Source organism: Streptomyces tanashiensis, from assembly GCF_014648895.1.
In the GTDB taxonomy this organism is placed as follows: domain Bacteria; phylum Actinomycetota; class Actinomycetes; order Streptomycetales; family Streptomycetaceae; genus Streptomyces; species Streptomyces tanashiensis.
The window spans coordinates 152,350-167,751 of the sequence record NZ_BMRZ01000017.1 but is presented as its reverse complement, the minus strand read 5'-3'; the positions used below and the strand labels follow the sequence as shown (position 1 = coordinate 167,751).

Below are 15,402 nucleotides of genomic sequence, written 5' to 3'. Positions count from 1 at the left end.
CTCATGAGAAGTGCCCGGCTCCGCCGAACCCGCCGACCCGCCGCAGTCGCCCTCGTCTCCGCCCTCACGCTGACCGCCCTCGCCGCCTGCGGCACGAGCAGCAGCAGCGACAACGGCACCGGCGGAGACGGGGCGAGCGGGTCCTCCGACCCCTCCGCGCCGCTCGACCCCAAGGCCAAGGTCACGCTCACCATCGACTGCATGCCGCCCGCCGCCAAGGCCGCCGAACTCAAGGAATGGAAGGCGGACGTCGCCGAGTTCAACAAGACGTACCCGAACGTCACCATCGAGGGCCGCTCCACCCCCGGCCAGTGCCTGGAGCCCCCGCGCTTCACCGCGATGCTCAAGGCCAAGTCGCAGCCGGACGTCTTCTACACGTACTTCACCGACCTGCCGCAGGTCCTCTCCGAGGACGGCGCCGCCGACATCAGCGCCTACGTCACCGACAAGAGCGTGCCGCTCCTCAAGGACATCGACCCCGACGTCCTCGGCTCCCTCAAGCAGGACGGCAAGCTGTACGGCCTGCCCACCAGCAACTACACGATGGGCCTGCTCATCAACCGCAAGCTCTTCAAGGACGCCGGCCTCGACCCCGACAACCCGCCGCGCACCTGGGAGGAGGTCCGGGCCGCCGCCAAGAAGATCGCGGGCCTCGGCAACGGCATCTCCGGCTTCGGCGAGTACAGCGCCGGCAACACCGGCGGCTGGCACTTCACCGCCCAGATGTACAGCCTCGGCGGCGACGTCGTCGACGCGAGCGGCACCAAGGCCGCCTTCAACAACGAGCTCGGCAAGCAGGTCGCGAAGAACCTCCACGCCATGCGCTGGGAGGACGACAGCATGGGCAAGACCCAGCTGCTCAAGTGGGGCGACCTCCAGAAGCAGATCGCCACCGACAAGCTCGGCATGTTCCTCGCCGCCCCCGACGACATCGCGTACATGGTCCAGCAGCTCGGCGCGAAGTACGAGAACTTCGGCATGGGGCCGATACCCGGCGGCCGGAACACCCTCGCCGGCGGCAACAACTACATGGTCAAGAAGGGCATCTCGCCCGACAAGATCAAGGCCGCCGTCGCCTGGCTCAACTACAAGAACCTCACCGTCGGAAAGGGCCAGTTCGACTGGGCCCGCTCCAAGGCCGACGGCCTCCCGGTCGGCGTCCCGCAGCCCAACTTCTGGCTGAACGCCTCCAAGAGGACGGACGACGCCAACCGCGCCCAGAACGCGACCATGCCCGTCGCCAACTTCAAGTCCTTCATGGACAACCCGGTCGCCGGCAAGGCCGAGCCGCCGAAGGCCCAGGAGGTCTACAAGGTCCTGGACAACGTGATGTCCGGCCTCCTCACCAACAAGGACGCCGACATCGACAAGCTCCTCGCCACCGCCGAGACCCAGGTCGACCAGGTCCTGGCCAACCAGTGACCCGCCGGGCGGGGCGGTCCCGGTCCGCCCCGCCCGCCAGCACCCTCAGCAGCGGCACCCCAGCACCAAGGAGCGACGATGCCGGCCCCCAGCACGATCCCGAGCACGGCGGCACCCCACCGCAGCCCCGCCCCGCCCGGCCCCGCGGCACCCCGCCCGGCCACGGGGCAGTTCGCCAGGGCCCTGCGGCGCAACCTCACCGCCCACGGCTTCCTCATCGGCGCCGTCCTCTGCTTCGCGGTCTTCTCCTGGTACCCGATGATCCGGGAGTTCCTGCTCGCCTTCCAGAAGACCGAGAGCGGCCGCACCACCTGGGTCGGCCTCGACAACTTCCGGACGGTCGCGAACGACCCCGCCTTCTGGCAGGCCTGGGGCAACACCCTCCTCTTCACCGTCCTCGCCCTGGTCCTGGGCTTCGCCGTCCCCTTCGTCGCCGCCCTCGTCATCAACGAGTTCCGCCACGCCCAGGGCTACCTCCGGCTCCTCGTCTACCTGCCGGTCATGCTGCCCCCGGTCGCAGCGGTCCTCCTCTTCAAGTACCTGTACGACCCCGGCTACGGCCTCCTCAACGAACTGTTCCGCTTCCTGGGCCTGCCCGAACAGCAGTGGCTCCAGGACCCCGACCTCTCGATGCTCGCCGTCGTCATCGCCTCCACCTGGATGAACATGGGCGGCGCGACCCTCATCTACCTCGCCGCCCTCCAGTCCATCCCCGGCGAGCTGTACGAGGCCGCCGAACTCGACGGCGCCGGCCTGCTCCGCAAGATCTGGCACGTCACCATCCCGCAGACCCGGCTCGTCCTCTCGCTGATGCTGCTCATGCAGGTCATCGCGACCATGCAGGTCTTCGTCGAGCCGTTCCTGCTCACCGGCGGCGCCGGACCCGAAGGGTCCACCACCACCGTCGTGTACCTCATCTACCAGTACGCCTTCAGCTTCAACAACTACGGCGCCGCGGCCGCCCTCGGCCTGATGCTGCTCGTACTCCTCGCCGGATTCTCGGCGGCGTACGTGAAGCTCAGCCGCGCCGAGGACGAGTAGGACCGGGGAGACACACATGTCCACACGCACACTCATCGCACCGGCGCGGCTCGCCCGACCCCGCGGCAGGGCCGCCTACCGGATCGTCCTCGGCCTGGTCCTCGTCCTCTTCACCCTGGTCTTCCTCGGCCCCCTCTACTGGCTGGCCTCCAGCGGACTCAAGGACGCCCAGGAGGTCATCCAGACCCCGCCCACCCTGGTCCCCGGCACCTTCACCCCGGAGAACTACACCCGGGCCTGGGAGGTCATGGACCTCGCCACCCTCCTCCTCAACACCCTCTACTACGCCTTCGGCGCCCTCGCCTTCCAGCTCGTCCTGGACGTCGCCGCCGCCTACTCGCTCTCCAAGCTGCGCCCCGTGCTCGGCAAGGCCGTCCTCGGCATGATGCTCGCCACCCTGATGATCCCGGCGACCGTCCTCGTCGTACCCCAGTACCTCACCGTGCTCGACGTGCCGATCGTGGAACGCAACCTGCTCGACAGTCCCTGGGCGATCTGGCTGCCGTCCGTCACCAACGCCTTCAACATCTTCCTGCTGAAGCGGTTCTTCGACTCCATCCCCAAGGAACTCCTCGACGCCGCCTCCATGGACGGCGCCGGCCCCCTCCGGATCCTCCGGTCGATCGTCCTGCCGATCTCCCGGCCGATCCTCGGCGTCGTGTCGATCTTCGCGGTCGTCGGCGTCTGGAAGGACTTCCTCTGGCCGATGCTGACCCTCCCCGACCCCACGAAGCAGACCCTCAACGTGGGCATCTACTCCCTCTCCAACGGGGTCCCGGTCAACGTCCTCATCGCCGCCCTCACCATCGCCTCGCTGCCGACGCTCATCGTCTTCCTGATCTTCCAGCGGAACATCATGAGCGGCCTCACCGCCGGCGGCCTCAAGGGCTGACGCGCCCCACCCCCTCACCTCCACCGCACACACCCCTGCCCGAAAGGACCGTCACGTGGCAGCCCCCAACCCGTCCCGCACCGCCGACTGGTGGCGCGACGCCGTCATCTACCAGGTCTACCCGCGCAGCTTCGCCGACGGCGACGCCGACGGCACCGGGGACCTCGCGGGCGTCCGGGCGAGACTGCCCCACCTCGCCGAACTCGGCGTCGACGCCGTGTGGTTCACCCCCTGGTACGCCTCCCCGATGGTCGACGGTGGATACGACGTCGCCGACTACCGCGCCATCGACCCCGCCTTCGGCACCCTCGACGAGGCCGAGAAGCTCATCGCCGAAGCGGCCGACCTCGGCCTGCGCGTCATCGTCGACATCGTCCCCAACCACGTCTCCGACCAGCACGCCTGGTTCCGGGCCGCCCTCGCCGCGGGCCCCGGCAGCCCCGAACGGGCCCGCTTCCACTTCCGCCCCGGCCGCGGCGAGAACGGCGAACTCCCGCCCAACGACTGGCCCTCCCAGTTCTCCGGCGACACCTGGACCCGCGTCCCCGACGGCGAGTGGTACCTCCACCTCTTCACCCCCGAACAGCCCGACCTCAACTGGTCGCACCCCGACGTCCGCCGCGAACACGAGGACGTCCTCCGCTTCTGGTTCGCACGCGGCGTCGCCGGCGTCCGCATCGACTCCGCCGCGCTCCTCACCAAGGACCCCGGCCTCCGCGACTTCGTCGAGGGCGTCGACCCCCACCCGTACATCGACCAGGACGAGATCCACGACGTCTACCGCTCCTGGCGCGCGATAGCCGACGAGTACGGCGGTGTCTTCGTCGGCGAGGTCTGGCTCCCCGACGCCGAACGCTTCGCCCGCTACCTCCGCCCCGACGAACTCCACACCGCCTTCAACTTCAACTTCCTCTCCTGCCCCTGGGAGCCCGGACGCCTCCGCACCACCATCGACGACACCCTCGCCGAGCACGCCCCCGTCCACGCCCCCGCCACCTGGGTGCTCTGCAACCACGACGTCACCCGCACCGCCACCCGCTACGGGCGCACCGACACCGCCTTCGACTTCGCCAGCAAACGCTTCGGCACCCCCACCGACCTGGAGCTCGGCACCCGGCGCGCCCGCGCCGCCGCCCTCCTCACCCTCGCCCTCCCCGGCTCCGTCTACCTCTACCAGGGCGAGGAGCTGGGCCTGCCCGAGGCCGACATCCCCCGGGACCGCATCCAGGACCCCATGCACTTCCGCTCCGGCGGCACCGACCCCGGCCGCGACGGCTGCCGGGTGCCCCTCCCCTGGGAGGCCGAGGCCCCCTCGTACGGCTTCGGCGCCGGTACGGAGCCGTGGCTGCCGCAGCCCGCCGACTGGGCGCGCTACGCCGTCGACCGCCAGCGGGCCGACGCCGACTCCATGCTCACCCTCTACCGCACCGCCCTCGAACTGCGCCGCACCGTCCCCGGCTTCGGCGACGGACCGCTCCGCTGGCTCCCCGCCGGGGACGGCGTCCTCGCCTTCGCCCGCGACCACGGCCTGATCTGCGTCGTCAACCTCTCCGCCGGCTCCGTGGAACTCCCCGCCCACCACACCCGGCTGCTCGCCAGCGGCCCCCTCGACCCCGCCGGCACCCTCCCGCCGGACACGGCCGTCTGGCTGCGCGCCTGAGCCGCGCCCGCCACCACGAGAGAAACGAGAGCCCCGCATGGCCCACCCGTACGGGAGGGCGACGGCGCTCGCCGCCGCCCTCCTCGCCCTCGGCACCGCCCTCGCCGCCGCCCCCGCCGCCCGGGCGGGAGCGGCCCCCGCCCGGCCCGCCGTCACCGGGCCCGTCGTCACCCGCGCCGGCCTCGACCCGGCCCTGGTCTCCGGTCGCGGCGCCGCCGTCGCCTTCGACGAGCAGGAAGCGGAGAACGCCCGCACCGACGGCACGGTCATCGGCCCGGGCCGCACCCCGTACACCCTCCCCTCGGAGGCCTCCGGGCGGAAGGCGGTCCGGCTCCTCCCCGGGCAGTACGTCGAGTTCACCCTGCCCCGCGCCGCCAACGCCCTGACCGTCCGCTCCAGCATCCCGGACGCGCCCGGGGGCGGCGGGGTCACCGCGCCCCTGGACGTCACCGTCGACGGACGCCACCGCCGCACGATGACGCTGACGTCCCAGTACTCCTGGCTCTACAACCAGTACCCGTTCACCGACGACCCCGGCGCCGACCTCCTCCACCCCGACTGGTGGCTGACCGAGTGCTCCTGCGTCCCGGCCGGCACCACGCCCGCGCCCATCCTCGACAAGCCCTTCCGGCCCGCCCACTTCTACGACGAGCAGCGCCTCCTCCTCGGCACGACCCACCGCGCGGGGGAGAAGGTGCGGCTCACGGTGCCGGCCGGCAGCCCGGCCGCCTGGACGGTGATCGACCTCCTCGACACCGAACTCGTCGCCGCGCCGCACGTCGAACGCGGGGGGATCGACGTGCGCGCCCTCGGCGCCGACCCCACCGGGCGCCGGGACGCCGCACCCGCCATCGAGCGGGCCGTCGCCCTGGCCCGCCGCACCGACCGGCCCGTCTACCTCCCGCCGGGCACCTTCCGCGTCGACCGGCACATCGTCGTCGACGACGTCACGATCGTCGGCGCGGGCAACTGGCACACCGTCCTCAAGGGCCGCCAGGTCACCCTGGCCGAACCCGCCCCAGACGGCTCCCGGCACACCGGCGTCGGCCTCTACGGCAGGCCCGCCGCCGAGGGTGGCAGCCGGAACGTGCACCTCTCCGGCTTCGCGGTCGAAGGAGACGTCCGCGAGCGGATCGACACCGACCAGGTCAACGCCATCGGCGGCGCCATGAGCGACTCGACGATCAGGGGTCTGTACCTGCACCACACCAAGGTCGGCCTCTGGTTCGACGGCCCCCTGCGGAACGTCCGGATCACCGACAACGTGATCACCGACCAGATCGCGGACGCCCTCAACCTCCACACCGGCGTCACCGACTCGCTCGTCCGGAACAACTTCATCCGCAACACCGGGGACGACGGCATCGCCCTCTGGTCGGAGAAGACCGCGGACGCCCGCAACACCGTCGCCCGCAACACCGTCCAGTCACCCACCCTCGCCAACGGCATCGCCGTCTACGGCGGGGCGGACACCACGGTGAGCGGCAACCTCGTCGCCGATCCCGTACGCGAGGGCAGCGGGCTCCACGCCGGCGCCCGCTTCGGCGCCGAACCCTTCACCGGAACCCTCCGCTTCACCGGCAACACCACGGTCCGCGCCGGCACCCTCGACCTCAACTGGAAGATCGGACTCGGCGCCCTCTGGTTCTACGCCCTGGACGGCTCGATCGACGCCGACGTCCGGGTCACCGGGGACCACTACCTCGACTCCACCCACAACGCGGTCATGCTGGTCAGCGAGTACGGGGTGAAGGACCGCTACGACATCCCGGCCGTCCACTTCAAGGACATCCGCGTCGACGGCGCCGGGAACTCCGTGCTCAGCGCCCGCACCAAGGGCTCCGCCACCTTCGAGAACGTCGACGCCCGGAACGTCGGAGCCGTCGGCGTCAACAACTGCGGCTCGTTCCACTTCCCCGCCACGGGCTCGGAGTTCGCCCTCGCCGACCTCGGAGGCAACGACGGCGGCTGGCTCGCCCCCTGGCTGCTGCCGAACACCCTCACGTGCGACGACCGCCCGCCGGTCGTCGTGCCCCCGGCTCCCGCGCCCTGGTCCTGACGCCAGGGCGCGGGGTCACCCCGGGATCACCAGCCGAAACGGCGGTCGACCACCGCCGCGAACTCCTCGAAGCTCAGGACGCGGTCGCCGTTCTGGTCGGCCGCGTCGAAGAGCGCCGCGGAGTCGTCGACGTCCCCGACCCCCCAGACGGGGATCACACCCTGCGCCGCCAGGGTGGGCCCCTTCTCCCGCAGCGCCCGGATGACCTCGGTACGGGTCAGGGTGCCGTCCTGGTCGAGGTCGAGCGCATCGAAGAGGATGCGGGCCTTGTCACTCATCACGTGTCCTGTCAGATGGGGCCGGGCGCGGGCGCGGCCGACGCGTCATGTGGGGGAGGACGCGCCACCGTCCCCCGGGGTTGCCTCGCCGTCCGGCCCGTCGAACCGCTCACGGTTGCGGACGATCGCCCGCTGGTGCTCCCGCACCCACCCCACGACGTGGGCGACGGTGTCCCCGAGCGAGCGGCCCAGCGGCGTCAGCGCGTACTCGACGCGAGGGGGCATCTCGGCGTACGCGGTCCGTGTGACCAGGCCGTCCCGGGTGAGGGCGCGCAGCGTCTGGCTCAGCATCCGCTGGGACACCCCGTCGATCCGATCGTGCAGGGCCGTGAAGCGCAGCGGGCCGTCGCCGAGCGTGGTGACGACCAGGACGGTCCATTTGTCCCCGACGCGGGCGAGCACATCGCGTACGAGTGCGATGGTCGCCGCGCACTCCGGGGAAGGAGCGGCGGACGCGGGACCTGAATCCGGCGGGGAGACCAAGGCGTCGCTCCCTTCCTGTGCGTTGCTGACTTCGAAGTGCGTATCGGCGGGGCCTTGATCGTGGCCGCACCGCCCCCGTTACATACGAAGGGTAACCAACGGGCCCCACCCCCGACACGTCACGACTTCACATGAGGTGAACATGGCCAGTCCCGAAGCCCCTGTGCCGAACCCGGCTGCCGACGGGCACGCCGGTGGCACCGTGCCGGAGGTGCGGCACGAGACCTTCACCGTCGAATCCCGGCCGGCCGCACCGCCGAGCGCCGTGTTCGAGGCGTTCGCCGACGACGCGGTCCGGCGCCGGTGGTTCAGGATGCCGGGCCGGCACGCCACGTACCGGCACGACTTCACCGTGGGCGGCGGCGAGGTCGCGTCGAGCGTGTTCCCGGTCCCGGACGCGGAACCGGAGCGACTCGCCTACGCCTCCCGGTACCTCGAGATCACGCCGGGCCGCAGGATCGTCTTCGTGTACACGTCCCGCGTGGACGACGTGCCCCGATGGACGTCGCTGGTGACCGTCGAGCTGTACCCGGAGGCCGGCGGCACCCGTCTGCGGTGGACCGAGCAGGCGGCCTTCCTGACCCCTTCCGCGGAGCCGGACCACGACCTTCCGAACCTGCGCGGCGCCACCCGTCTGCGGCTCAACGGCCTCCCGGCCGCCCTGGCGGCCGCGGCCGGTCCGGACGGCTTCGTGCCCCGCGCGGTGGAGGACACCCGATCAGGGTGACGGCCCGGATCAGGACAGGCCGAGGTGCACCACGTCGAGCGGGGGAACCGGCCGCGGGCTGCCGTCGGAGTCGATCGCGACGAAGGTCAGGAACGCGGTGGCGACCTCGACCGCCGGGCCGGAGCTGTTCCAGCGCTCGGCGGTGACGCGCACACCGACGGTCATGGAGGTCCGCCCCACGCGTTCGAGCCCCGCCTCGACACTGAGCAGGTCGCCGGCACGGACGGGGGCAAGAAAGGTCATCCGGTCCACGGAGACCGTGACGGCGGGGCCGTCGGCATGGCGCCCGGCGGCGGCCGCCGCGGCGTCGTCGATGAGCTTCATCATCACGCCGCCGTGGATGGTGCCGTACAGATTGGTGTCGTGGTCGCTCATGATGTGAGCGAGGACGACACGGGAGTCGTCCGGGGTCTTGGCGGGACGGGCAGGGCTGGTGACGGTGCGGTCGGCCACGTCAACTCTCCTTCGCGAGTCGCGGCAGGGCTGGTCCGCGTCCGGGATCGCCGGCGCACGGGCAGCGGGCAGGTCTTCGGACTCGCGGGCACGTCCTCCACGTGGAGGGCTCCTACTGGCCGTCGCTTCCCAGGCCCGTCACGGGCCCAGTGCTGTGTGACGGCGGTCGTTCCCGCTCACCGCTGCGGGGCAGTCCCGGATTCCCACCGGGTTCCCTCTTACGACGCCTCCCGCCTGGCGGACGGGGCGAACCAGCTGCACCGCCCACCCTACGCGGCGCTCCTCCCCGCGCGACGGAGTCCCGTGCGCACCGCTGCCCTTGATCGGGAGGAGCGTGCATGATGCGGGCATGACGCAGATCATCAAGGGGGCGAACCTCCCCCTCAGCGGTGAGCCGATGCGGGTCGCCGTCGTCCGCCGCTCCGACGGGCCGGACGAGCTCCGGATCGACCCGGCGGCACTGCTCGTCGCAGCGGACGACAAGGTCAGGGGCCCGGAGGACCTGGTCTTCTACAACCAGCCCGAACACGGCGGGAGCGGCGTGCGGCTGACGGGCAGCGCCCGCGCCGAGGGCGGGGTCGTCGCGGACTGGCTGGAGATAGACCCCGCCCGGGTGGAACCGGACGTGCGGCGGATCGTGGTCGCCGCCTCCTGCGAGGGCGCCACGTTCGGAGAGGTCACCGGCCTCTACCTGCGGGTGGTGAGCGCGGCCACCGGCGAGCAGCTGGCGCTGTACGCGGTCGAGGACGCGACGACGGAGACGGCGCTCCTGCTGGGTGAGTTCTACCGGCGGGACGGAGGCTGGAAGTTCCGTGCGCTGGGGCAGGGGTACGCCTCCGGACTCCCGCGCCTGGCAGCGGACTTCGGCTTCTCGGTGCCGGGCGACGACACGGCCGAGGACGAACGGGAGGACGAACGGGAGGACGACGAGGCGGAATTCGACCGGGCGGGCGACGTGCTGCCGGACGGGACGGTGACGCACGACGCGTCTCCGGCGCACCGCATACCGGAGCCGGTGGCCGCCCCGGAGCCGGCCGCCCTCGCGGCGACCCCGTTCGAGGCTGGCATCCCCTCCGTACCGGCCGCCCCCGCCGCCCCGCCCGCTTCCCTCGTCGTGGCGAAGTCCGGTGCGCTCGGGCACCTCGTCATGCCGCCCCTCGGCGCGCCCCTGGCGCGGTGCAACGACCTCCCGTCCGAGATGGGGCCCGAGTTCACTCCGGTCGAGTTCTCGGGGTGCGGGAAGGAGGACGTCGACCCCGGCCTCACGCTCCCCAAGGGCTTCGTGGTCGTGGACGTGCTGAAGGAGGACGACCGCCTCATCGAGGTCGTCACGCTGACCGTGCGCAAGCGCGCCTGGCGGCAGGCTCTGATCAGCTCCATGCCGCAGCTGCGCGGGGTGGGGGTCTTCCACCATGACGGCCACACGCCGCTTCGGCTGCGGGTCGACGCGTGGGGCCGGGGCGCGTGGACGATCCGGCTCCGGCCGGTGTCGACGCTGCGCCCCTTCGACGGCCCGCTGGAGGGGGTGGGGCCGGACGTCCTGGCGTACACGGGCGGTGAGACGGGGGTCAGGTACCGGTGCCAGGGGGACGAGAAGAAGGAGGGCTTCTTCGGTGTGAACGTCCTCCGGCGCGGTGGCCACCAGCAGAGCGCCTTCTGCCGGCTGAACCGCGGCCGCGGCAGCGGTGCGTTGCCCGCGGGGCCGCGGCTGCTGGTGGTCGACACCAGGGGAGGCTGGTCGATGGAGCCCCGGCAGGGCGGCATCGGCGGCTTCTGGACCCGCCGCCGCTAGGGGGTTTCCGTCGAGGGCGTCGGCATCCGAGGGGCCCCGGGGCGTGGCCGGCGCTACGGGGTGAGCCAGCCGCGCAGGAGTCTGCTCACCGCGGGCATCGCCACGTACGTCATCAGGACGTTGAAGACCCCGGCGACGACGGCGCTGCTGAGCAGGACGGGGAGCGCGGTGAGGTGCGGGGTGAGGAAGAGGGCGCCGAGCACGGAGATGGGGTAGATCGCCAGGGTCGCGCTGATCGCCATCTTCCACCGGGGCGGCGCCGGCCGTGTCGAGCCCGGCTCGGCGAACCAGGTCTCCATGCCGGTGAGGGTGCGCCGCGCGATCTCGGTGTGGTGGTGACCCTGGCAGTCGGCGAACCAGGCGGCCCGCTCGGGGGATTCCTGCCAGGCCCGGCAGGCCTCCGCGTTCCGGAAACGGTGGACGAGGAACCAGGGGGCGTCGCCGCCGGAGGACCGGAAGAGCCCGTATCCGAGGTGGCCGGGGAAGCCGGCCGCCGTGTCGAGGATCCCCTGCGCCCAGCGCTCGAAGGCGGCTTCGTGGCCGGGCTCCACCCGGCGGGCTATCAGGAGGGTCACTTCGCCGGTGTCGGCGGGGACGGTGGTGTGCTCAAGGCTGACCGCGGTCACAGATACTCCTCGTGATCACGCCGCGCCGGGCCCCACTGTACGCGGTGCCCGCTCGGCGTCACGCGGCGCGGCAGAGATCCGTCGGGGCGGGCGCGGGCGAGGTGCGGGCCATGGTCGCGGGAAGGGGGACGGCGGTGCGGGTGGCGGCCCGCGAGCGGTTCCGTGCGAAGACGACGAGACGCAGCACCGCGAACCGTGCCACACCGGTGAGGGCGGAGGCCGAGAGGTAGACGACCTGCTCGAACACCGCACCGGGCGTCGCCACCAGCAGGTGCAGCGCGAGCATGGCCACGCAGGTCACCGCGTATCCGATCGCCGCGGCTCCGGCCGACTCCCCATGCTGGCGCCAGGTCGCCCGCCCGCCCGAGCCGAAGGTGAAGCGGGCGTGCAGTTCGGTGGCGAGGAGCGTGGAGACCACGGTGATCAGGGCGTTGGCCAGGACCCAGGGGATCCAGGTGCCGAGGGCCGTCACCGCGAAGCTGGAGGCGATGCCGATCCCGCCGCCGCAGAGCACGAAGCGGGCGAAGGCGGTGAAGGCCCCGGGCGCCGCCTGCTCCCAGTTCTGCGCTGTGTCCATGATCCGCCCCCGTCGATGACTCGTCCCCTGAAGCGGGCGCCCACGGCCTGCGAGGCCGAGCGTGCCGCTTGTGGTGCCATCATGGCGCATAAATGGCGCCATCGCGACCCTTTCTTGGTGTCCTGTGGCGCCGGCTTGTCTCCGTGGACTGCCGAACGGCCGTGAAAGCACAGTTCAGGGGCTGGGTCGTGATGGCGCCAAGCAGTTCGGAACTGTCGAGAATCTCCACGACCCCACGGGGTGGCCCGTACCGCTGTCGGTCTCACGGCCAAGGAGCCGTCCCGGGAGCCGGGCTCGCAGCACGGCCGAGCCGACCCTTCCGGAGTCGGCCGGCGGTCGGCCCTTCAGGGCATTCGGCACCCGGCCGCCGCGCGGCGCCGGAGCGCGGCCCGCGGGTTCGGGATATCAGTGGTCGCACGCGGCGGTCGGCGTCGATCGCCCCTGTTCGGAAAGGCGGGAGACCGGTGACCGTCAAGCCCATCCCCGAGGGATATCCGCGCGTCACGCCGTACCTCTGCGTCGACGGAGCCGCGGCGGCCATCGACTTCTACGTCTCCGTGCTCGGCGCGACCGAGCGGATGAGGATGCCGGCGCCCGACGGCACCATCGGCCATGCCGAGCTGGAGCTCGGGAACGCGCTCATCATGCTCGCGGACGAGTTCCCGGACATGAACTTCCGCTCCCCGAAGGCGGTGGGCGGCACGCCCGTCACCCTGCACGTGTACGTGGAGGACGTCGACGCGGTCTTCGCCGAGGCGCTCTCCCGGGGTGCCAAGGAGCTGTCGCCGGTGAAGAACGAGTTCTACGGCGACCGCACCGGGCAGCTGGAGGACCCCTTCGGCCACCGCTGGAACCTCGCCACGCACGTCGAGGACGTCTCTCCGGAGGAGATGGAGAAGCGGGTCGCGGAGGCCATGCGGTCGATGGGGTCCGACGGCGACTGAAACGGCCTCGGCCCGCCTCGCTTCCTAGCTCTTCGCCGGGGCGATGTTCTGGTTGTGGTGGAAGACGTTGTCCGGGTCGTACGTCCGCTTCACCTCGGCCAGCCGGTCGTAGTGACCGCGGTACGTGGCCCGGACGCGCTCGCCCTCCTCGTCCGCGCCGAGGAAGTTGACGTACGCCCCGCCCATCGACTGCGGGTGCAGGGCCTCCCAGTAGTCCACCGCCCAGGTGCGGATCGCCTCCGCGTCGGACGGCTCGGGGCTGATGCCGCCGATCACGCCCGACCAGATCGCGTCCCGGTAGGCCCAGGCCGTGTCCATGGGACCCACGCGGTGGGCCGCGGCGTCGACGGGGTAGAGGTGCATCGTCGACAGCGGGGTGGGGAGGTTCTCCAGGAAGGTGCCGTGCACGTCGATCGCCTCGTCCGTGACGCGGTCGAAGAAGTCGCCGCGCCAGTACCACTGGAGGCCCTTCGGGATCAGCTCGTCGAACATGGCCTGGACGGCCGGGTACGGCATCGGCGCCGCGAAGTGGAAGGCGGGCGGGGCCGGATCGGCGACGGCCGCGAACGTCTTCGCAAGGCTCTCCTCGTCCGTCGCGCCCGTGGTGCACCACACCACGCCGCACATCTTCCTGCCGTGGATCTCCTCCGGGAACGGCGGTCCGGGCGCGACCGTCAGAACGGCGAAGAAGCCGTTCAGCTCCTGCGGCGCCGCCGGCAGGAACTCCCGGTACCAGCGCAGCACCGCGCCGATGTGCTCCGGTTCCCATAGGGTGACGGCGAGCCCGACGGTGTCCACCGGGTGCAGGGCGTACGTGAAGGAGGTCGCCACGCCGAAGTTGCCGCCGCCGCCGCGCAACGCCCAGTAGAGATCGGGGTGTTCGTCCGCCGACGCGGTGACGACCGAGCCGTCCGCGAGGACCACGTCCGCCGCGAGGAGGTTGTCGATGGTCAGCCCGTACGCGCGCGTCAGGTGCCCGTGGCCGCCGCCCAGTGTCAGCCCGCCGACCCCGGTCGTCGACATGATCCCTGCGGGTGTCGCGAGCCCGAAGCCGTGCGCCTCGTGGTCCAGGTCCCCGAGCTGGCTTCCGCCGCCCACCAGGGCGGTCCGCGCCCCGGGATCCACCCGTACCCAGCGGATGGCGGACAGGTCGATCATCAGTGAGCCGTCGATCAGACACAGGCCGCCGCCGCTGTGCCCGCCGCCGCGGACCGCCAGGTCCATGCCGCTCTCCCGGGCGTACCGTACCGCCGCCCGTACGTCCGTGGTGTCCGCGCACCGCGCGATGACGGCCGGCCGGCGGTCGATCATCGCGTTGTAGATCTGGCGGGCCTCGTCGTACCCCGCGTCCTCCGGGCCGATCACCTCGCCGCGCAGCAACTCGCGCAGGGTCTCCACCGCCGTGCCGCCCATGACCACTCTCCTCCTGGGCACCCCTGCCTGCCGGCCGCGCTACCTCTTCAGTCTGCCCCTGCCGTGCGGGCCCCGCGAGCCCGTGATGTGCAACCTTCCGGTTGCTCCTCGCGGGTCGATGTGCAACTCTGGGGTTGCGGTAATGCGTCGGCGGACCCGTCGGCGACCGCACCACGCGGAGAGGATTCCCTCATGACCGAGGACCGGATCGAACGCGAGATCCAGATCGACGCGCCCCTGGAGCGGGTGTGGACCCTGGTCGCCCAGCCCGGCTTCTGGGTGGCCGACGAGGCGAGCCTGGCCGGGACCGTGGCCCGGGAGGGCGAGACCATGGTGGCGCGCAACGCGGAGTACGGGGACTTCCCCGTACGGGTCGAGAAGGTCGAGCCGCCCACCCGTCTCGCCTACCGCTGGGCCAGCGCGTTCCCCGGCGAGGCGCTGACCGACGGCAACAGCACCCTGGTCGAGTTCACCCTCACCCAGGAGGGTGCCGGCACCCGGCTCAAGGTCGTCGAGAGCGGCTTCGCCTCGCTGGCGGGCTCGGAGGAGCTGCGGGCCAAGGCGGTACGGGACAACTCGGGCGGCTGGCCCCAGGTGTTCGACGCCTTTAAGAAGCGCGCCGAACAGTCGCCCTCGTGACGGAGGACCCCGCCCGGCACCGGGCCGACGCGGCGGAGGATTTGGCTCGGGGCCGGGGCGGCGCGGCGGAGGACCCGGTCCGGGACCCGGCCGACCGTGTCTTCGGAGCTCTCGCCGACCCGACGCGGCGCGCCCTGCTCGACCTGATCGCGGAGCAGGGCGAGGCCACCGCGACCTCCCTCGCGGTCCGGCTGCCGGTCTCGCGCCAGGCGATCGTCAAGCACCTCGCCGTCCTCGACGCGGCCGGACTGGTCACGGCGGCCCGGGTCGGCCGGGAGGTCCGCTACGCGGTCCGCCCGGACGCCCTGGACGCGACGGCCCGCTGGATGTCGGCCCTCGCCTCCGAGTGGGACCGTCGCCTGGCGGCGCTGAAGCGGATCGCCGAGAGCGGCTGAT

The 15,402-nt window shown here is 71.9% G+C and carries 15 protein-coding genes, 1 pseudogene and 1 riboswitch; of the genes and pseudogenes, 10 read left to right on the top strand and 6 right to left on the bottom strand.

What is annotated here, in order from left to right; all coding sequences use genetic code 11:
* Window positions 1-3 precede the first annotated feature (3 nt).
* The 5 genes from IE237_RS33685 to IE237_RS33665 all read left to right on the top strand — a co-directional run bounded on the left by IE237_RS33685 (window position 4) and on the right by IE237_RS33665 (window position 7,074).
* Window positions 4-1,422, top strand: a complete 1,419-nt coding sequence (locus tag IE237_RS33685; protein ID WP_189805963.1) for an ABC transporter substrate-binding protein — start codon at window positions 4-6, stop codon at window positions 1,420-1,422.
* Between the two features lie 78 nt (window positions 1,423-1,500).
* Window positions 1,501-2,463 (top strand): carbohydrate ABC transporter permease, encoded by a 963-nt coding sequence (locus tag IE237_RS33680; protein ID WP_189805962.1) that lies wholly within the window; start codon window positions 1,501-1,503, stop codon window positions 2,461-2,463.
* A 16-nt stretch (window positions 2,464-2,479) separates the two neighbouring features.
* Complete coding sequence (locus IE237_RS33675) at window positions 2,480-3,355, top strand: carbohydrate ABC transporter permease (protein ID WP_189805961.1); 876 nt, start codon at window positions 2,480-2,482, stop codon at window positions 3,353-3,355.
* Between the two features lie 55 nt (window positions 3,356-3,410).
* Complete coding sequence (locus tag IE237_RS33670; RefSeq protein ID WP_189805960.1) at window positions 3,411-5,015, top strand: glycoside hydrolase family 13 protein; 1,605 nt, start codon at window positions 3,411-3,413, stop codon at window positions 5,013-5,015.
* Between the two features lie 37 nt (window positions 5,016-5,052).
* The gene (locus tag IE237_RS33665; protein ID WP_189805959.1) at window positions 5,053-7,074 is read left to right on the top strand and encodes a glycosyl hydrolase family 28-related protein; all 2,022 of its coding nucleotides are present in this window, start codon (window positions 5,053-5,055) and stop codon (window positions 7,072-7,074) included.
* A gap of 26 nt (window positions 7,075-7,100) precedes the next feature.
* Here the strand turns inward: IE237_RS33665 and IE237_RS33660 are convergent, their stop codons facing one another.
* Together IE237_RS33660 and IE237_RS33655 are read right to left on the bottom strand one after the other, a co-directional pair.
* A complete protein-coding gene (locus IE237_RS33660; protein WP_189805958.1) occupies window positions 7,101-7,352 on the bottom strand; it encodes an EF-hand domain-containing protein in 252 nt (83 codons plus the stop codon).
* Window positions 7,353-7,397: 45 nt separating this feature from the next.
* Window positions 7,398-7,835 (bottom strand): winged helix-turn-helix transcriptional regulator, encoded by a 438-nt coding sequence (locus tag IE237_RS33655; RefSeq protein WP_189805957.1) that lies wholly within the window; start codon window positions 7,833-7,835, stop codon window positions 7,398-7,400.
* Between the two features lie 142 nt (window positions 7,836-7,977).
* Between IE237_RS33655 and IE237_RS33650 the strand changes: the two genes are divergently transcribed.
* Window positions 7,978-8,562 carry an SRPBCC domain-containing protein gene (locus IE237_RS33650; protein WP_189805956.1) on the top strand — a complete coding sequence of 195 codons (585 nt, stop codon included), beginning with the start codon at window positions 7,978-7,980 and terminating at the stop codon, window positions 8,560-8,562.
* A gap of 36 nt (window positions 8,563-8,598) precedes the next feature.
* Here IE237_RS33650 and IE237_RS33645 read toward each other — a convergent pair.
* Window positions 8,599-8,937 (bottom strand): annotated as a pseudogene (locus IE237_RS33645) (acyl-CoA thioesterase); the annotation flags it as partial.
* A gap of 140 nt (window positions 8,938-9,077) precedes the next feature.
* Window positions 9,078-9,273, bottom strand: a riboswitch (cobalamin riboswitch).
* A gap of 91 nt (window positions 9,274-9,364) precedes the next feature.
* Here IE237_RS33645 and IE237_RS33640 point away from each other — a divergent pair.
* Entirely contained in the window at window positions 9,365-10,807 is a 1,443-nt protein-coding gene (locus tag IE237_RS33640) for a TerD family protein (protein ID WP_189805955.1), read from the top strand.
* A 53-nt stretch (window positions 10,808-10,860) separates the two neighbouring features.
* Here the strand turns inward: IE237_RS33640 and IE237_RS33635 are convergent, their stop codons facing one another.
* Both IE237_RS33635 and IE237_RS33630 read right to left on the bottom strand, forming a co-directional pair.
* Window positions 10,861-11,433: an antibiotic biosynthesis monooxygenase gene (locus tag IE237_RS33635; RefSeq protein WP_189805954.1), complete on the bottom strand. Its 573-nt coding sequence runs from the start codon at window positions 11,431-11,433 to the stop codon at window positions 10,861-10,863.
* A gap of 58 nt (window positions 11,434-11,491) precedes the next feature.
* Window positions 11,492-12,010, bottom strand: a complete 519-nt coding sequence (locus IE237_RS33630) for a GtrA domain-containing protein (RefSeq protein ID WP_189805953.1) — start codon at window positions 12,008-12,010, stop codon at window positions 11,492-11,494.
* A gap of 464 nt (window positions 12,011-12,474) precedes the next feature.
* On the opposite strand from IE237_RS33630, the gene IE237_RS33625 reads away from it, so the two are divergent.
* On the top strand, window positions 12,475-12,954 hold the full coding sequence (locus tag IE237_RS33625) for a VOC family protein (RefSeq protein ID WP_189805952.1): 480 nt from the start codon (window positions 12,475-12,477) through the stop codon (window positions 12,952-12,954).
* Between the two features lie 24 nt (window positions 12,955-12,978).
* Here IE237_RS33625 and IE237_RS33620 read toward each other — a convergent pair whose 3' ends face one another.
* Window positions 12,979-14,367 (bottom strand): FAD-binding oxidoreductase, encoded by a 1,389-nt coding sequence (locus IE237_RS33620; RefSeq protein ID WP_189805951.1) that lies wholly within the window; start codon window positions 14,365-14,367, stop codon window positions 12,979-12,981.
* Window positions 14,368-14,559: 192 nt separating this feature from the next.
* On the opposite strand from IE237_RS33620, the gene IE237_RS33615 reads away from it, so the two are divergent.
* Window positions 14,560-15,006, top strand: coding sequence for an SRPBCC domain-containing protein (locus tag IE237_RS33615; protein WP_189805950.1), 447 nt, complete (start codon window positions 14,560-14,562; stop codon window positions 15,004-15,006).
* A 41-nt stretch (window positions 15,007-15,047) separates the two neighbouring features.
* Window positions 15,048-15,401, top strand: a complete 354-nt coding sequence (locus IE237_RS33610; protein ID WP_189805980.1) for an ArsR/SmtB family transcription factor — start codon at window positions 15,048-15,050, stop codon at window positions 15,399-15,401.
* Window position 15,402: the final 1 nt, after the last annotated feature.